This is a genomic window from Oribacterium sinus (genome assembly GCF_963553175.1).
GTDB classification, from domain to species: domain Bacteria; phylum Bacillota; class Clostridia; order Lachnospirales; family Lachnospiraceae; genus Oribacterium; species Oribacterium sinus_B.
Genome location: NZ_CAUVME010000012.1, coordinates 24,721 through 41,331, shown reverse-complemented (window position 1 = coordinate 41,331; position 16,611 = coordinate 24,721). Strand labels below are relative to the sequence as shown.

17 protein-coding genes and 2 tRNA genes are annotated in these 16,611 nt (G+C 42.5%); 8 read left to right on the top strand and 11 right to left on the bottom strand.

Features of this window, described 5'->3' with window-relative positions; genetic code table 11:
* The first annotated feature begins 184 nt into the window (after window positions 1-184).
* Both RYO92_RS04960 and RYO92_RS04955 read left to right on the top strand, forming a co-directional pair.
* Window positions 185-1,063 (top strand): GGDEF domain-containing protein, encoded by an 879-nt coding sequence (locus RYO92_RS04960; protein ID WP_315369663.1) that lies wholly within the window; start codon window positions 185-187, stop codon window positions 1,061-1,063.
* 78 nt (window positions 1,064-1,141) lie between these two features.
* Entirely contained in the window at window positions 1,142-2,005 is an 864-nt protein-coding gene (locus RYO92_RS04955) for a CPBP family intramembrane glutamic endopeptidase (RefSeq protein ID WP_315369662.1), read from the top strand.
* Here RYO92_RS04955 and RYO92_RS04950 read toward each other — a convergent pair.
* The 11 genes from RYO92_RS04950 to RYO92_RS11165 all read right to left on the bottom strand — a co-directional run bounded on the left by RYO92_RS04950 (window position 1,896) and on the right by RYO92_RS11165 (window position 12,604).
* A complete protein-coding gene (locus tag RYO92_RS04950) occupies window positions 1,896-3,164 on the bottom strand; it encodes a DUF6382 domain-containing protein (protein WP_315369661.1) in 1,269 nt (422 codons plus the stop codon). The genes RYO92_RS04955 and RYO92_RS04950 overlap by 110 nt on opposite strands.
* A gap of 53 nt (window positions 3,165-3,217) precedes the next feature.
* On the bottom strand, window positions 3,218-3,529 hold the full coding sequence (locus RYO92_RS04945) for a hypothetical protein (protein ID WP_315369660.1): 312 nt from the start codon (window positions 3,527-3,529) through the stop codon (window positions 3,218-3,220).
* A gap of 67 nt (window positions 3,530-3,596) precedes the next feature.
* A complete protein-coding gene (locus tag RYO92_RS04940) occupies window positions 3,597-4,091 on the bottom strand; it encodes a hypothetical protein (RefSeq protein WP_315369659.1) in 495 nt (164 codons plus the stop codon).
* A gap of 46 nt (window positions 4,092-4,137) precedes the next feature.
* The gene (locus RYO92_RS04935) at window positions 4,138-5,031 is read right to left on the bottom strand and encodes a hypothetical protein (protein ID WP_315369658.1); all 894 of its coding nucleotides are present in this window, start codon (window positions 5,029-5,031) and stop codon (window positions 4,138-4,140) included.
* A gap of 123 nt (window positions 5,032-5,154) precedes the next feature.
* Window positions 5,155-7,185, bottom strand: coding sequence for a DUF5702 domain-containing protein (locus tag RYO92_RS04930; protein WP_315369657.1), 2,031 nt, complete (start codon window positions 7,183-7,185; stop codon window positions 5,155-5,157).
* 42 nt (window positions 7,186-7,227) lie between these two features.
* A complete protein-coding gene (locus RYO92_RS04925) occupies window positions 7,228-7,467 on the bottom strand; it encodes a Flp1 family type IVb pilin (RefSeq protein WP_314343986.1) in 240 nt (79 codons plus the stop codon).
* 90 nt (window positions 7,468-7,557) lie between these two features.
* Window positions 7,558-8,979: a hypothetical protein gene (locus RYO92_RS04920; RefSeq protein WP_315369656.1), complete on the bottom strand. Its 1,422-nt coding sequence runs from the start codon at window positions 8,977-8,979 to the stop codon at window positions 7,558-7,560.
* 131 nt (window positions 8,980-9,110) lie between these two features.
* Window positions 9,111-9,659 carry a type II secretion system F family protein gene (locus RYO92_RS04915; protein WP_315369655.1) on the bottom strand — a complete coding sequence of 183 codons (549 nt, stop codon included), beginning with the start codon at window positions 9,657-9,659 and terminating at the stop codon, window positions 9,111-9,113.
* Between the two features lie 178 nt (window positions 9,660-9,837).
* Entirely contained in the window at window positions 9,838-11,007 is a 1,170-nt protein-coding gene (locus RYO92_RS04910; protein WP_183683857.1) for a CpaF family protein, read from the bottom strand.
* A gap of 135 nt (window positions 11,008-11,142) precedes the next feature.
* Complete coding sequence (locus RYO92_RS04905) at window positions 11,143-12,156, bottom strand: AAA family ATPase (RefSeq protein WP_315369654.1); 1,014 nt, start codon at window positions 12,154-12,156, stop codon at window positions 11,143-11,145.
* Between the two features lie 31 nt (window positions 12,157-12,187).
* Entirely contained in the window at window positions 12,188-12,604 is a 417-nt protein-coding gene (locus RYO92_RS11165; protein WP_314999815.1) for a prepilin peptidase, read from the bottom strand.
* 361 nt (window positions 12,605-12,965) lie between these two features.
* Between RYO92_RS11165 and RYO92_RS04895 the strand changes: the two genes are divergently transcribed.
* The 6 genes from RYO92_RS04895 to RYO92_RS04870 all read left to right on the top strand — a co-directional run bounded on the left by RYO92_RS04895 (window position 12,966) and on the right by RYO92_RS04870 (window position 16,210).
* Complete coding sequence (locus tag RYO92_RS04895; protein ID WP_314999816.1) at window positions 12,966-13,460, top strand: N-acetyltransferase; 495 nt, start codon at window positions 12,966-12,968, stop codon at window positions 13,458-13,460.
* Window positions 13,461-13,638: 178 nt separating this feature from the next.
* Window positions 13,639-13,724: transfer RNA gene (locus RYO92_RS04890), tRNA-Leu, on the top strand.
* A 49-nt stretch (window positions 13,725-13,773) separates the two neighbouring features.
* Window positions 13,774-13,861: transfer RNA gene (locus RYO92_RS04885), tRNA-Ser, on the top strand.
* A 76-nt stretch (window positions 13,862-13,937) separates the two neighbouring features.
* Window positions 13,938-14,573: a DUF421 domain-containing protein gene (locus tag RYO92_RS04880; RefSeq protein WP_315369653.1), complete on the top strand. Its 636-nt coding sequence runs from the start codon at window positions 13,938-13,940 to the stop codon at window positions 14,571-14,573.
* A 214-nt stretch (window positions 14,574-14,787) separates the two neighbouring features.
* Window positions 14,788-15,096, top strand: coding sequence for a GNAT family N-acetyltransferase (locus tag RYO92_RS04875; protein ID WP_315369652.1), 309 nt, complete (start codon window positions 14,788-14,790; stop codon window positions 15,094-15,096).
* Window positions 15,086-16,210, top strand: a complete 1,125-nt coding sequence (locus RYO92_RS04870; RefSeq protein WP_315369651.1) for an FAD:protein FMN transferase — start codon at window positions 15,086-15,088, stop codon at window positions 16,208-16,210. Before RYO92_RS04875 ends, RYO92_RS04870 begins: the two co-directional genes overlap by 11 nt.
* Window positions 16,211-16,611: the final 401 nt, after the last annotated feature.

The window sequence follows — 16,611 nt, the reverse complement described above, 5'->3', positions numbered from 1 at the left end:
GAACGCCAGAAATCTTTGTATGTGTGTAGAAGATTGATGTGTGTAGAAGATTAATGTGTGTAGAAGATTGACGTGCGTAGAGTATTGATGTGTGTAAGTGTAGAGTATTATGTTTAAGTTCGGAGTAGTACCAGTTTAGATATAGGGGAACAGAGTAGGGGAAAGTTTTAAGAAAGGATAAAGAATGAGTGACAGGGCAGATTCATGGTTAAATCTGGATTATGACACCATTACGTTACGGCTTAAAGAATTAGCATCCGCATTTCATGCTGTCAGTATTGTTAACCCGTGGAACAAAAAGGTGGTAAAGCTTTACCCAGACCGCGTAGAGGAACTGCATTCGGTTTGTGATGCACGATGGAATCGTAGAGGAGATTGTAGATTTTGTATTGTTGCTAAAGCCATGTCTACCAAGGGCCGGGCAGAGAAGTTTGAATTTATTGATGATGATATCTATTTTGTGATTGCTCAATATACGGAAATTGAAGGAGTGCCTTATGTTATTGAAATGGTGTCTTCCATGGAAGAATCTGCTTTAATGGGGGTTTCCGGAACCGGTGGAGTGATTGAAAAGATAGCGCATCTGGATATGGCTATCTATGCCGATAGTCTTACTAAGGCCTGGAATAGAAGATTTTATGATGAAAAGGTACAGGAAAAGCAGTATCAAGCTCTGGCCATGATTGATATTGATCATTTTAAAGATATAAATGACGGCTATGGTCACGTAGTGGGGGATTTGGCTTTGAGATCTTCTGCGGATTTGATTCAATCTTGTGTTCGAAGCTCGGACCAACTGATTCGCTATGGGGGAGATGAATTCATTCTTTGCTTTTCCAAAATCACAGAGGAGGCTTTCCGCAGAAAGCTTCAGCGTATCCGTAAAAAGGTGGAGCAGCTATGCTTCAAAGAATATCCGGATTTGCATATTACCTTAAGCATCGGGGGCTATTATGAACAGTCCATCGTACGGAATCTTATGCCACTAGCAGACCGAATGTTATACACGGCAAAGGAACAGAGAAATACCGTTAAAATCGGAAAAACGGTTGTGCTGGAATAAAATACTTATTCTTTACGAAAAAAATGTCGAAAAAATATTGTTCAAAAAGTAAAAAGGAAAAGTAGAGAAGGAGAAACCATGGAGAATTTGATGGACAAAAGGAAAGTACTGTTTTTATTCCTGCCGTTACTTGTATTATTTGTTTATGACCGCATTGGAGATGTTGTAATCTTCATTATTCATAAAGCATTTGATGTATTTGCTGTAAGCGAGTCCTTTATCGATACCAGTGCCAGCTTTATCGATGCTACCACAGCGGTGGTTTTGTCGGTAATCTGTTACCTGTTTTATCGCAAGGTCTTTCCAAGAAAACAGGCAGAAGTAAGTTTACCGCTTTGGCAAAATATCCTCTTTGCCATTGTCATTGGATTTGGTGTAGGAGGATTGGCAACCATCTGGTTGAATTTTGCGGAGTTTGTAGGAAATAATATCCCGTTTTTAGGAAAAGAATCAGAAGCCTTTTCCACCCTTTACGATGATTTGGATCAGGGACCCTTTATCTGGACCTTCTTAGCCATCGTGGTTGTGGGACCGCTGGTAGAAGAGATTTTATTCCGTGGTATTATTTTTAGCAGCTTTGAAGAAGTAACGGATATTCTTTGGTTCCCTGCCGTGCTTTCCGGTGTGATGTTCGGCGTATGGCACGGAAGCTTTATTCAGGCCGTGTATACCGCTATGACCGGTATAGCCCTTGGTTATTTCATGAAGAAAAGCAGATCCCTGTTTTTCACAGTACTGGCCCATGGCGTAAATAATTTAAGCGGAACCTTGCCTCCGTTTTTAGATACAGCTTTAGTCAATGGATTTATCAATATCATGTCTTATCTTTGCATTATCCCGATGTTTTGCATTTTTGCTTATCTTCACTTCCGGGGGAAGAAAGAAGCAGAATTAGATAATCCAGAGCTGTATACAGAAGAAGAGCCAGCTCCAGCAGAATAACAAAGGGAAGATAGCGGAATAGAAAACCGGAACCCTTGAAATAGAATAGAGCTAAAGGAAGGAAGAGCATAAGGAAGATGCCCAGCAGCATTTTCTTTCTGCCTTCCTTTTTTCTTTTCTTTTTTTCACGGTCTGCAAGGGATGAAGCTGGAGAAGAAGGAGAGGAAGAAGCTGAAGAAGAAACAGGCGAAGAAAGAGTGGGAGAATCCGGAGATGAAGCAGAGGAAGAAGCAGGAGAGGCAATAATAGAAGGCAAATGAAGAGATGCCAGGAATCCCTTTTTCTTCGGAATGGTATTTGCTGCATCCGTATAGGAATGCTCTTCTTGGAAATGATCGGAATCTACAGCGGCTTGTGTAGTAAACACAGGCGTTTCCTGCTCCTGTTTTTGGAAGGAAGAGCTGGAGCATTGGCATAAATCCAATTCCGTATAATTCTTTTCTAATTCTTCTGAGGGTGTAGAAGGTATTGCTTTTTCAGCGAGGGGTTTAGAGAAAACTCCGGAGGACGCTTTTTCCCCGGAAAAAGCCCGGGAAGAAGGCAGGGGACTTTTTTGCATGGTCTTGGAGGAGCTTATTGCCTTTTCTTCCGATTTTGGAGCAAGCTGTTTCTGCTCTTGAATATGAAGGATTTGCAGGATGCGAGATAATTGCAAGCCGCCGTGTTTTTGCTCTTGATACAGTAAAAAAGCCGCCAATACTACAGCTTCCTCTTCTTCATCAATATTTTCCAATACCTGCTCCAAAAGGGCAGACAAGCCTTCTTCCGGATATTCTTCTTTGAAGGGAATGAGAGGAAAGAGAAATTGCTGATTTTCCACATCATAAAAGATTTCTTCCCAGTCAATGGATAGGAGTGAGGGAGAGAGAAGATATTCCTCCATATTTCGTAGAGCATTCTGTAGGGAGAGGAATAGTGCACTAAGATGTGATAGCCGCATTTTTCTTTGAGAAAAATACAGACAGGCCCTTTGATAGGGGGAAAAATCATATTGTAAGAAATTCTCCCCTCCTTCTTCCAGCAGTCGAAAGGATAAGGTTCCCGGAATTTGGCATTGCCGAAGAATCTTTTGCTCATGATTTTCCTCTTGAGGAACGCTATGAAGATACATAAAGCTGTGTTGAAAGTCATTTTTAAATTGAGGACTGTAGTTTGACATAGATTTTCCTTTCTCTATCTGCGCTTTTATAAGAATAATGGAGGCTAGGGACTTTACGGATTTCCTGTTTTTTCTGTTTCTGCTGTATTTTTCTTAGTATCCGGAGTTTCGTTCTTTTCTCCCGACGGAGAGTTTTCGTCTTTTTTTCGTATGAGTAAATCCTCGGCAACGGAAAAGAAGCGAGTATAGAGCTCCACCTTAAAGTAGTCCTTAGGTTTTTCCAGACTATGGCTTTCTACTTCCTCGTGATAGGCTGCTTGTGCTTTCTCCCGTATACGTTCATGCAGTTGAATATTTTCTTGTAAAAGGATTAGGAGGCATAAAAAACAAATACCTAAGAGCACAGTGGTTTCAATGGTATGCATAGGGATTCCTTTCTAGTGTATGTAAAATCAATTATTTCAAAGCACAGATTATTCTTTTCCCTTTTGTTTAGAAAAAGGAAATACCAAGCAAATACAGTACTCCGGGGAGAAAACAGGGAAGGAAGGGAAAACGGCAGTTTTTAGGATTTTTCTTTTTCAGCTTGCAGGAACAAAACAAAAACATGGATACTATGGTGGAGCAGGAGAAGGCGGTAATAATCAAAAAGAAGAAATGATAAGCATTACAATAAAAAGAGGAAAGCAGAATAAATAAACTATCCCCGTAGCCTATGGCTTCTCTGCTCCACTTGGAAAGGAGAAGAAGAAAAAAAGCGAAAAGAGTAGGGAGAAGGATCAAGGGGAATTCCTCCATGGATAGGGAAGAAAAGAAAGCATAATAAATCTTCCTAAAGAAAATGCTATGGATGAGCAAGATTCCCCCAAATAGCAAAAAAATCATAGAGGGTATTCTTTGCTTTCGACAGTCAAAAAATAGGGTGAAAGCAAAGAACAGGAGAAAAAGAATTCCTTTGCTGATAGTAAAATACTGTGGTTCCGCCATACTCTTTCCTCCTGTTTCTGTACAAGTTTTTCGATTTATTTAAGTCTTATTTACCGCATCTGGGACAGGGATGTCTGCCCTCCGCCAAAGCCTGCTTGAGCGGAATCTTATGGACACTGGAACGCATGGCCGGGCAGTCGGTGCTGCTGTGATATCGCCTTCCGGCTTCGGTGTAGTACACTACAGGACTGTTTGGATCCGGGTGGCAGGCTTTGCAGGGACAGAATTTTCCACCGTATTTTGCATTTGTGCCGTCGATTCTTCTGGCGCTGCAGCTTAGAAAGTCATTGGAAATGTAAGTGCACTCCGAAGACAGATGATAGACCTTGGAAGGCCCGTCTATCACGTAAACCATTTCCTCCTCATTCTCTTCTTCTGCATTTTCTTCTTTTTCCCAACGGGCACCCTTGGCACCAACCCAGGCTCTTCTATGGGCAACGATTTCCTGTCTCATGTTCTTCTTTTGTAGAAGTCCGAAGGGTATGGGTTCGTCGTACTGTAAGTTCAGATAAATATCTTCTTCGGTAATATGGGAGCGAAAGCTTTGAATGTTTTCCATTCCCTCCGTGGGAATAGTATTCGGGAGAAGGATGTCTTCCAGTGCGGTTTCCGAAATTTCCAGAATCTGATCGATGTGCTCTATATCCGCGATATCTGTTTTTTTCAATCCATAGTGTTCCAGATATTTGGCCATACAAAGGATTCTGGCGTTCTTCTCCATTTCTCGGCTGATGCGGATTTCCCGGTTCAAGATAAAAAGGGGAGTCATCAGAATGATGATGGCAAAAAGAAAAAGGCTTAAGGAAAAGGCTGCTTCTATCGTCAGGGAGGCAAGCAGATTCTTTTGAGAGGAAGAGGAGAATAAAGCCTCCGCTTTGTCCACTTTTTTTCTACACAGTCTTGGTTTTCGAAAGGAAAGAAAATTGCTTTGGCCTCTCATAAATACTCCTCTTGCTATTTTTTATAGGAAAACGGCTCCATAGCTCTTTTAGAACCATAGCTTGTTTAGAACCATAGCTTGTTTAGAACCATTGCCGCTTTCATGATATTCAGTATTGGAATCTTAGTGGCTGAGATTTTTGTATTTATAGTCGGAATGAAGGGTGAATTGGTAGTGCTCTTCCGGGCGAAGCCCCAGACTTTCCAAAAATCCTTTATGGTAGAGGCTGTGCTTAGATTTAATTCCGGCGTCTGTGGAAAGAAAATATAGGCAATGCTCTAATTGAAATTGGCTTTCCTTTTCTGATACGGTGCTTTGGATATTCTTCTCCATGCAATATAGCATTCTGTCATTGACTTTGCTTTGGGACAAACATCCGGAGGCAAAGAGAAAGGCTCTGCAATAATCTTGATAGGATAGTCCGTGCTTTCCCTGATTTTCGTCGCCACCTTCTTCATTTATGTTGAAAGTAAGCAGATGAGATAGTGAGAGCCGCCAGCTTTCTTCACTATGCATAAGAGGAACCCGTTTATCATCCAAAAGCTGTCTGACATCGATTAGAGATTGGGCAAAGGCCCAAATACCGATGACGAAGAGGGTAAAGACCTCTATCACAATGGGGTTTAAAGTAACGACAAGAAAGGCTGTAACAAAGGCTTTGGCTTCTTCCCGCATCTCCGGACTTTTCATTATATAGATAAAGTTCATAGCTTCTCGGAAAGCTAGAAGAGACAGGACCTGTGCCGAAAGGTTTGCATAGTCGCTCTTTTTCTGGTGGATAAGATACTCCACCTCCATGCCGTTTGCTCCGCTATAGGGAATGGATTTATCGTCATCCTTTTTATGATAGGAATGGAAGTACCGTAAAGAGTATTCTCCCAAAAGCCCCACCTGTAAGGGATTGGCCTTGGAGTTTGTAGAAAATCCGGGAGGTACGGCGTATTTTTCATCATCACTTGGACAGGGTACTCCCTCGGGAAGGAGATATTCCAAGAGCTTTTTCTTACCCAGATTTCTAAGGTTTTCCAAGGCTTTTCTATTTTGCTTGTTAATTTTTGTGACCTGTCCGTTGTAGGCCGGAAGGGAAAAGCTGTTCCATTCTGCTTCTTCGGAATGATAAAAGTCTTGAATTTCTTGGGATAAGTCTTCTTCATCATCGTCCTCCTCGTCTTCATTTTCCCTTCTTGCTTCTCGTTCTTCCTCCAACCATTCCTCAAAATCTTTTACTTCTTGCTTCACCGTTTCTGCCTGTGCTTTTAAGCTGTCACACTTTGGCGGAAGAGCTTCAATGTTTTGCCTTATGCTGCCCTCCGCATCCAAATATTGGTCGTAGCTGCTTAATTCAGCCTCTATAGCGGCAATGCCGTCTTCTTCCAAATTTGGCTTTTCTTCTTCAAAGTGTTGCCGCAATTGGGCTACTTTTTCCCGAAGGGAATCGGCAGTGGATTGGTACCTTGGAACAGTTTGCTGAATTCTTTCCAGTCCGGCAGTAAAGCCGGCACAGGAAGAATAAAAAGCTCCCGGATTGTGGGCAGAAAGTGCTTTTGCGCCGTTCTTATGCTGTGTTGCACAAGCTTTGCACTCCATATCGATGGTCTCAATTAGTCCTTCCAAGGCTTCAATATCTCGATGGCTTAGGGAATATTTTTTTTGTAATTCTTCTATACTTTTGGATTCTTTTTCTTTCTTTTGAAAATCCTCCAGAGTAGCAAGGGCTTCCGTGTCTTCTTTCTTCTCTCCTAAAAATTCTATGGCATCCTTTGCCAGAAGTGCCGGCATGTATTCCAGCACTTCTTCTTCAAAATAATGGTCTTCGCAAAGGATTCCCCGATTGGGAAAGAGAAAGTCTTCCTTCTCCACCTTGCATGGAAAGAGATCCTTGGCTTCTGTATAAAGGGAGGTGAAGCCCTCCAGTTCTTCTTGCAGCAGCTTATCATCTCGATATTCCAGGGCATATATACGGTAGTTTTCCCAAAGAGGTCTATGAAATTCCGAAAAAAGGGACTCCATGGCACTGTTTAAGGCGGTTTGCATATAGAGCTTTTGGGAGATTGTTCTGGCGGATTCCGCAATGGTAAGCACCAGTGCAGCTACCAGAACAAAAATTAGGGAAAGAAATACCGTAATTGATGCGGAGAATTGTTTTTTCGCCATAAACTCTTCCTTTCCAAAAAGGGGAAGTATCAAGAAAGCACTTTAAATACCCTTACTTTGATCTTCGATTTTTTTCATAATCTCTTCCAGCACTTTAACAATTTTTGCTTTGAAGATAATAACTAAGCCGATTAAGACCACCATAATGAGAACCAACTCAATGGTGCCGATGGCCTCATCACCATTCAGCAAATCCCTTCGTTTTTTCCTGCATTGTTCTATTCTGGAAAAAAGCCAGGCGTCCACTGCATAATGGGCATCTTCTAATGCGTATTTGTACATCGTAACCTCCTTTTGTGTGTGGCATGATTGCCGAGTGAATGTATGGGCAAAGAGAATGCTTGCTGTTTTCCAAGAACTCTCTTCGTCTTTTTAGTGTAGGGATTGCATGGCCGGATACAGAATCATCAGCATAATGACAAAGAGTTGTAATATTAGAGGAAGCAGAAGCTTGGTTCCGGCTTCCTCTCCCAGACGCTTTGCTATATGTTTTCGTACGGAAAAAGCTTCCTCCATTTCCATATAGAGCTGACGGGAAAGATCCTTGCTGCCATTTTTCCTGTTTTGTTCTATGAGACTGATGAGCTTGCCATAGGGCTTTAAAGCAATTCTTTTCGAAAAATTCAAATAGGCCTCTCCCTCCCCCACATTGCTTGCCAGCTGGTTTAAGAGGGTATTTAACTCCTCATATAAGGGGTGGGATTCCTGATGACAATTTTTCACCAGATAGTTGTAGTGCTTGGCTATTTCCGAAAAGCTGTTCCGTATGGCCAGGCCTGCTCCAAGATAAACTACTAACTTGGAAACCAATTCTGCATAATCCAGGGTAAGGGAGGACAGCCTGGATTTTTGACGGGTTTTCTGTTGCTCTAAAGCTTGCAGAGGGAGAAGAAAGCAGGCAAAAAGACCTAGAAGCGGAATCAAAAGATAGCGAAAATTCTTTTTTTCGGAAAAATGAATGTGATGCCCCATAATTTCTTTGGGCAAAAGCAGTTTGTCCGTGGAACGGGTATGCTCATTACTGTACTGCAATGTATTTTGAAGAGCCATTTCCAAAGCTTCGGTTTCACTTAGCTTTAAGGGCAAAATACGAAGGGCATAGGAGTAGGTGGGTGAGTTGTAGGTGATTTCATTATTTTCGTTAAAGAAACTGCTGATTTCATCCCCTTCCACTTCCTCTTCAGGATGAATATTGGCGCTGAGAACTACTTCCAATGTTCCTGTAAGAATCTGGTCTTTTTCCAGATATTCATGATGGATTTGTCCTGAGTCTTCTAAAATATCTCTATACTTTGTGTAGCTTTTATCGCTATCTTGAAGGGGAGTTTCCTTCTGATTGGTCCATAAGCTTTCCGGGCGAAAACTCCAGGTAGCTTTGATATTTTCCGGGCTAAAGATTTTTTTGAGCTGTATGTTTCCGGAGATGCCGTCAAAGCTGTCTTCTTCGCTGAGAATCAAGCTCTCCATTTTTTCTTGCAGCTTCGCAAAAGCTTTATCCGCCTCTTCCTTGCTATAGAGTCTTGGAGATACCGTGACATAGATTTCTTCCTTTTTCTTTCCTGAAATTCCCGTAACATTGAGGGGGATTTTTTTCTCTACTCCTCCTATAGGCTCTCTTTGGATTTGATTTCCGGGGAGGAGGAATTGCTTTTCCGTTCCCTGCATAAAAAGGAGGGCGGCAAGAAGAAAGGAGACAATCAGAATAAGAATTTGCTTTTTCAGGAGTTCTGTTTTAGAGCCCGGAATACGAAACCATAATTTTTTGAGTTCTTGCTTTATTGTGTAGGGGTTCATAGATAGTCCTTTTTGGTGACGCCCGGAGAGGGGAGACATGATAGAAATACCGAATGAGAAAGAAACAACGGACACGAAGAAATGCCGGAGGCGACAGAAATGCCGGGGGAAATAGCTGACCTTTGATATCCTTACACGGGGATGGCAATAATCTTTTGGGAGAGGTAAATGGCCAGAAGGTATATACAGAGACAAAAGCTCATTACTCCTCTTCCCATAATGGTGGAATAAAGAATCCGGAAAAATTCCGGAGAGCTGGCATTTAAATAAAAAATCATAAAGAAAGGCACACCGTTCATAATCTTTTGCTCGAATCGTCTGGAAGCATTGAGGGTGATGATTTCTTCGGTAATGGTCAGTTTATCCCGAATAATTGTGCTGCTCTGCTGAATAATCTGAATCAGATCTCCTCCGGAGCGCTTTGCCACCAGGAAGATTTCCGAGAAATTATGGATATCATCAACGCCGGAACGAAGAGCAAATTGGGAAAGCGGTTCTTCCAGAGGACGATTCATGGAAAGGGAGCGTTTGATTTGCTTTAGCTCCTCCACCATATAACATTTCTTTCCCAGAAGATTTTCCAGATCCGGGATGCAGGCGAATAAAGCATTTTCCAAAGAATATCCGGCACTTAGATAGGCACTGAGGATGGAAAGCATTTCTTTAAATTGAGAAACCAATACCTCCTGACGCTTTTTTCTTAATTTATCTCTTTGGAGAAAAGGATAGAAAAAGCTGAAGGGAAGCAGAAGCAAAAAGAAGAGAATATGCTGGTAAAAGGCATAAGAGAAGAGCAAAAGAAGCAATAGAAACTTGACCCATAGGAAGAGATATTCCGGGAGATAAATGATGTACTCTCTATAATCGACTACGGAGTTTGTCTTCGTTATGGAGATCCGACAGCTTTTCAAGAATTTTGCCATTGTATTGATATAATTTTTTGAGTTTAACTTCTCCATTTTCAATCCCCATAACTTCCGATATTTCCAAAACCCGCCGTTTGTGATCTTTGGTTCTTCCAAGATGCACCATAATTTCAATGGCGGAGGCAATCATGTTTCTAATGGATGGGAGAGGGAGGTCTGCGCCTTGCAACACCATGGTTTCCATACGCTTTAACATATCCGTAGAGGAATTGGCGTGACCGGTGGAAATGCTGCCGTCGTGACCGGTGTTCATGGCATTTAACATATCCAGACATTCCTTTCCTCTAACCTCTCCAACGATAATACGGTTCGGGCTCATTCTGAGGGAGGCTTTAATTAAATCGGAGATACTGACGGCTCCTTCTCCCTCTGCATTGGCATTTCTGGTTTCCAAAGAAACCAGGTTTTCCACGGATTGAATCTGCAGCTCCGCGCTATCTTCAATGGTAATAATGCGCTCCTCCTTAGGGATGTACTGGGAAAGTGCGTTTAAGAAGGTAGTCTTTCCGCTGTTGGTACCGCCGGAAATGAAAATGTTATAAGAGGAACGAACCAGAGACTGTAGAAAATGACTTGCTTCCTCCGTAAGACTTTCCAGTTGAATCAGCTTTTTCATGGTGATGGGCTCCGGGAATTTTCGTATCGTGACCGTAGGTCCCTTTAGCGCAATGGGAGGAAGCACCACATGAACACGGGAACCATCTTCTAAGCGGGCATCTACAATGGGACTTTTGGTATTTACAGCCCGATTGATTCGGGAAACAATCTGTTGAATCAAATCCGCAAGCTGTTCTTCACTTTGGAAGGAGCCTTGCCAGCGCTCCATTCGCCCCTTCCTTTCCACAAAGATTTCTTTTGGACCGTTAATCATGATTTCACTGACAGTGCCGTCATCCAACAGTTCGGAAAGAAGATCCAGCCTTCGAAAGCTGTCAAAAACCGCGCTTCTTAGGTAGAGTTTTTCCCGTAAAGCCAGATCTTTTCGGCTTAAAAGGGCAGAGTCGATTTCCTGATACAAATGGCTGTCACTGACTTGTTTTTCTTCCAAATCCAGCAAAAGCTCCTTTTTGATTTCTTGTTTTACCTGATCCAGGGCCAGCACTTTAAGCTCCTTTCCGATTTACCTTACGGTTCGCATTAAGGCTCATATTAAGATTCACATCACATTATGATTCTGCCAACTATCTTTATTTTGATATTATCTCGATATTTATTTCGATTTTTATCTCACAAAGGCTTATAAAGCCATTTTTCGGTATTGCTCCGCTTCCATCTGCTCTTCTTCGTATACCTGTCGTAATAAAAGTTCCCGACAGTATTGTTCCAAAGCAGGGGAGGCGGCGCTTTCTTCCGTTAGAGCGGGGAGATTGCATTGGATGAATTTTTCCGCTACGCCTTCTCCTGCATTTTTCTCCAAGTATTGTTGAAGAACGGAAAGCTTAGCCTTGCTTTTCCGATCCTCCAAAACCGGAAGAAAGACTTTTCTGGCCAGGCTGAAACATTCCAGATAACGGCTCATACTGCTATCGGTATCTACAACCAATGCATCGGCGCCCGCCTCTTCAGCAATTTTTTCCAAGAAAAGAGAAAGGTCTCTTTGAGAGACACTGCTGATATCCTCCGGACTTCGAACGGGATGGATGGTGACATAGTTATCCTTTGCATAGGAAAGGGCTCGTAAAATCATCGGGGTCAGATGATTTTCTTTAAAGTGATATAGTGCTTCCGTTAAACATTCCTTCTCCTTTTCCTGCTCCTTTGGAGAGAAGGCGGACTCTTCCAGACTGAGATAGAGTGTCTTTCTATTCTTTCCCAATTCTTTGGCTAAGGCCTGGGAAAATGTAGTTTTTCCCAAACGACCAAGGGGGCTGTAGACCAGAAATACATCCGCACGATGCTGACCGCCTTCCGCTAAAAGCTCCAACTCTCCGTACTGCACCAGAATTTCCCGCATGATTTGGTCTCCGGACTGGTATTTGTAGATACAATTTTCTTTCCGTTGCTTGGTAAGCAGATTTTCTTCGGAAAGATAAAGGGTTTTGTGGGATTTTGGAGAAAAATGAAGGTTTTTCGCATTCTTTTCGGAGAGAAGCAGAAGATCCACCTCCTTTTTCTTGGAGAAGCTTTCCAGGCTTTCTTTGTTAAGAATCGGATAGATTTGGAAGGGAAGCTTGGTGTTTTGTCGAAGATAAAGGCTAAGGCGCTTGCAATATAGGGCATCTTCATCGTAGATGGCAAGAATTTTTTCCATGACGAATATCCTTTCTGTGGAAATTAAGAATTTATCCTTTCATCAGCATAATCGGGGTGTAGCCGAGAAAGAGAGAAAAAGCGTAAGGAATGTCTTCTATATGACAAAAGAAAAATAGAAGGAAAGAGAAAAGGGATGCCAGGAGGAGAAGAGGAAGACTTTCTTCCAAGGGTAAAAGGGGGATAAGAAGGGAGCATAGTTTCCAGTCAGCTCCTCCGGCGGCGGTGAAATAAAAGAGGGGATAGCTTACGAAAAGACTTAGAATCCAGTAGATAAGGGTAATAAGGGATTTTTTCAGATCTGCGGCTTCAAAGGGGAAAGCAAGAAGGAAGAAAAAGAATGAGGGAAAAAGTATAAAATAGACTTTGGGGATTTTCCGTTCTTGTAAATCTTTGATGGCTGCATAGAGTAGAAAAAGATAAAGAAAATGATGTTTGAGATAAGGCATATCCACCTCCTGAAAAGGATTATAGCTTTAGCCTTAGAAATCTCCTATACTCCACATTCGGATAATATCCACTTACGGATAATATCCGAATGTGGAGTATATAGGGGAAAGTGTAAGGATATGCTTTTCTCCTTTGCTCGGCGTGAGGAAAAAGTCATAATGAGAGAAAAAAAGACAGTCTTTGTGGAAAACAAATAAGTTTTGACAGAAAATTTAGTGATTATTTTATGCTGAAAACCGTTATCATATAAGTTTAGACATAAGACCCAAGGGGTAGCTTTTTAAAGAGGATGTCAACAGGAATTTATCAAAGAAGCTTTTCAAAGATACTTTCAAAAGAAGCTTTAAAGATACTAGGAGGATGACCGTTATGCTACAGATTCGAAAAGCCAAGCCGGAAGACTTAGCACAGATTATGCCTTTATACGAAAAGGCCAGAGAATTTATGGCAAAAAACGGGAATCCTACTCAGTGGGGAAAGAATAATCCTCCGGAGGATTTGATTCGGAAGGATATCGAAGAGGGCTATTTTTATGTAGCGGAGGACGAGGAGATTGAGCTGGCCTTTCATTTTCATGTGGGAGAAGAACCGAATTATAAAGAAATCTATGAAGGAGCTTGGCATAGGAATGAAGCCTATGGCGTCATTCATCGGGTGGTATCCTCCGGGAAAATTCCCGGTCTTGCCCAGCTGTGCTTTCAGTTTTGTAAGGAACAGCATCCCTACCTTAGAATCGATACCCATGAGAACAATCAGGTCATGCAAAGGGCAATTCAGCGTTTCGGTTTTCAATATTGCGGGGAAGTTATTGTAGGAGACGGGACGAAGCGATTAGCCTATGACTATTTTGCCTAAAGGCTTCAAAACTCCCTCAGAGAATTCCAAAAGTTAATCCTATTGTGGAACTTAGCTTGGGAATTAACACTCCAAAACTTTTTTGAATTTTTGCTGCCCCCGTATTGACAAGCAGAGGAACATTCTGTATTATCGTACTGTTGCAAAACAATGCGACGTTTTCAGGGAAACTTGAAACGCCGGCGTGGCGGAATAGGTAGACGCACAGGACTTAAAATCCTGCGGGACAAAAATCCCATACCGGTTCGACCCCGGTCGCCGGCATTGTGAAGGAATGGCGAGACTGTCTCGCCGTTTTTTTTACAAAAAATCAGGAGATATACCCAAGTGGTTGAAGGGTCCGCACTCGAAATGCGGTAGGTCGGGAAACCGGCGCGAGAGTTCGAATCTCTCTATCTCCGGGATAGGCTGGGAAGGGAAAGCGCGTGCAGCGCATTTTTCTTTCTCGGCTTTTTTTAAACGTTAGGAGGCAAGAGGATGCAGGAATTCATTTTGGTAGCGGAAAAGTTATTTATCGGCTTTTTAGCTTTGATTTTTGTCATTAACATTTCCGGAAAAGGCAATCTGGCGCCCAGCACAGCCTCCGATGCGGTGCAAAACTATGTATTGGGTGGTATTATCGGCGGCGTAATTTATAACGACAATATCAAGATCTGGGAATATCTGGCGGTACTGGCAATTTGGTGCGGTCTGGTTCTGCTGCTTCGCTATGTGAAGATGCACAATGTGAAAATGAAGCAGGTTCTGGACGGTATTGCCCTTCCCGTAGTGGATGAGGGCGTTATTCTCTATGATAACTGCAAAAAGCTGGGACTTTCCCCCCACGATCTTTCCTTTAAATTACGAACCAATCGGGTATATTCCGTAACAGAGGTGAAAAGAGCTGTTTGTGAGCAGAACGGACAGTTGATTATTGTAAAATACGGAGAGGAAAATCCGAAATTCCCCCTGATTACCGATGGTCACCTTCAGAAAAATATTCTGACCATTATCGGAAAAAACAAGGAATGGCTTCAAGAGGAATTGAAAAAACAGGGCTATCAAAGTATGCACGAGGTCTATTTGGGAGAATATAACAAAGGAGAGCTCAAGTTATTTCCTTATAAGAAATAAAAGAGAAGGTTCAAAAGAGAAAAAAGCTTCTTTTCCATAAAGCGGACAGGTTCTCCCCATGGGGAGATTGTTTCAGTTCAGCCAAAGGAAAAAGAAGCTTTTTTTTGTGAGGAAAAAATGTTATAGTAAACTAACTTTGCCGCAAATAGACATCCTTGCTTTTTTCTGTTGAAAGCCAAAGCATAGATTTATCGAAAAATCGAAGGAGGATTTCTTGTTTTTTGGAAAGGAGCGTTTTATGGAATGGAAGATAGAAAAGCATCAGATTCGTTATGAAGAGGCCGGAAAAGTCCTGGCGGAAATAACCTTTCCTTATTATAAGGCAGAGGAAAAGGTCTATGAATTTGACCATACCTTTGTAGATCCCTCTCTGCGGGGGCAGGGGATTGCAGGGATCTTGGTGGAAAAGGCCATTGCAGAGGTCAGGGCACAGGATGGAAAAATCCTTCCCACCTGTCCTTATGTAAAGGAATGGTTTGCCCGTCAAAAAGAGGAAGAGGGGATTTTGTATCGTGAGCACTAAAAAGATATTGCCTCATACTTCTTTTTCTTTTGTACGCCTTTGCAAGTCTTATCTTGTCCTTAGCGCCTGTCTCGTCCTCGGTGTCTGCCTTATTCTTAGCGCCTGTGGAAAGAAGAATCGTTATCAAGACCAGTTTATGGATGTCTTTGATACGGTTTCTCTGGTCATCGGCTATGAGGGAAATGAAGGGGATTTTCAGAAAAACTTCAAGGCCGTGCATAAGCGCTTGCAGGAGCTCCATCAGCTCTTCGATGTGTATGACGATTATCCCGGGGTACAGAACTTAAAGTATGTAAATGAAAATGCCGGCACTGCTCCGGTGAAGGTGGATCCGGAGATTATGGCCTTACTGAAGTTCGGAAAGGAAATCTATGAAAAGACAGACGGAGAGGTAAATATCGCCTACGGGGCTGTCCTTCGCATCTGGCATGACTATCGGGAGGCGGGCATTGCCAATCCGGAAAATGCAAGTCTTCCGGAGGAAAGTTCTCTTTTGGAGGCGTCCAAGCATTGTAATATTGAAGATTTGATATTGGATGAAGAAAACTCCACCGTGTACTTTCAAGATCCGGAGCTGAGGCTGGATGTAGGAGGCGTTGCCAAGGGCTGGTCAGTGGAAAGGGCAGCAGAGCTTTTGGAACAAGCCGGTGCCAAGCATTATTTACTGAATATCGGCGGAAACCTCCGGGCTATCGGGAAAAGAGGAGACGGAAAACGCTGGGTTTGCCCTGTGGAAAATCCCTTTTATGTGGATGGACAGGATACGGAGCAGTTTGCGGTGGCAGGAGAAATTGAAGATACTTCTTTGGTGACCAGCGGAGACTATGAGCGTTTTTATGTGGTAAATGGTAAGCGCTATGCTCACATTGTAGACCCGAGAACAAGGATGCCTGCCGACAGCCATCGTTCCGTAAGTATTTTGACCAAGGATTCCGGCCTTGCAGATGGACTTTCTACGGCTCTTTTTATTCTGGATGTGGAAGAGGGAAAGGCGCTTCTGAAGAAGTTTCAGGATGGCGGAACGGATGTGGAAGCCATGTGGATCGAGCCGGATGGCACCCAGGACTATACGGAGAATTTTTTGACGAAAATATCGGCAGAGGCGGATTCCTAATTACAGCCGATTTCACGTGCGGAAAAGCTTTACAGCGCGGAGAAACTTCTCGGTGCTTCAGCCTGTTGGAGTGCGGGCATTTTCCAAGGATAGATCAAAAACAGTTTTTCCGATACCAAGCAAATCTAAACTTTTCATAATCCGAGAGAAAGAAGTCTTTACAAGGCTTCTTTTTTCTATTATACTAATGCGACACGCACGGTAGCGTGGAATTGAATCCGGAAACAAGGATTCTTGGTGATAAGTTGTTTTGCTTATGTTTTTGATTTTGTGCAAAAAAAGCGGGATAAATCTTGCTTTCCGGCCGGGGATATGGTATTTTAGTACGGCTGTGGCATGATAGCGTTGAAGGAAAAGATTACTATAGAAATGAAAGCAGTAATGTATAAGTTTCTACAGAG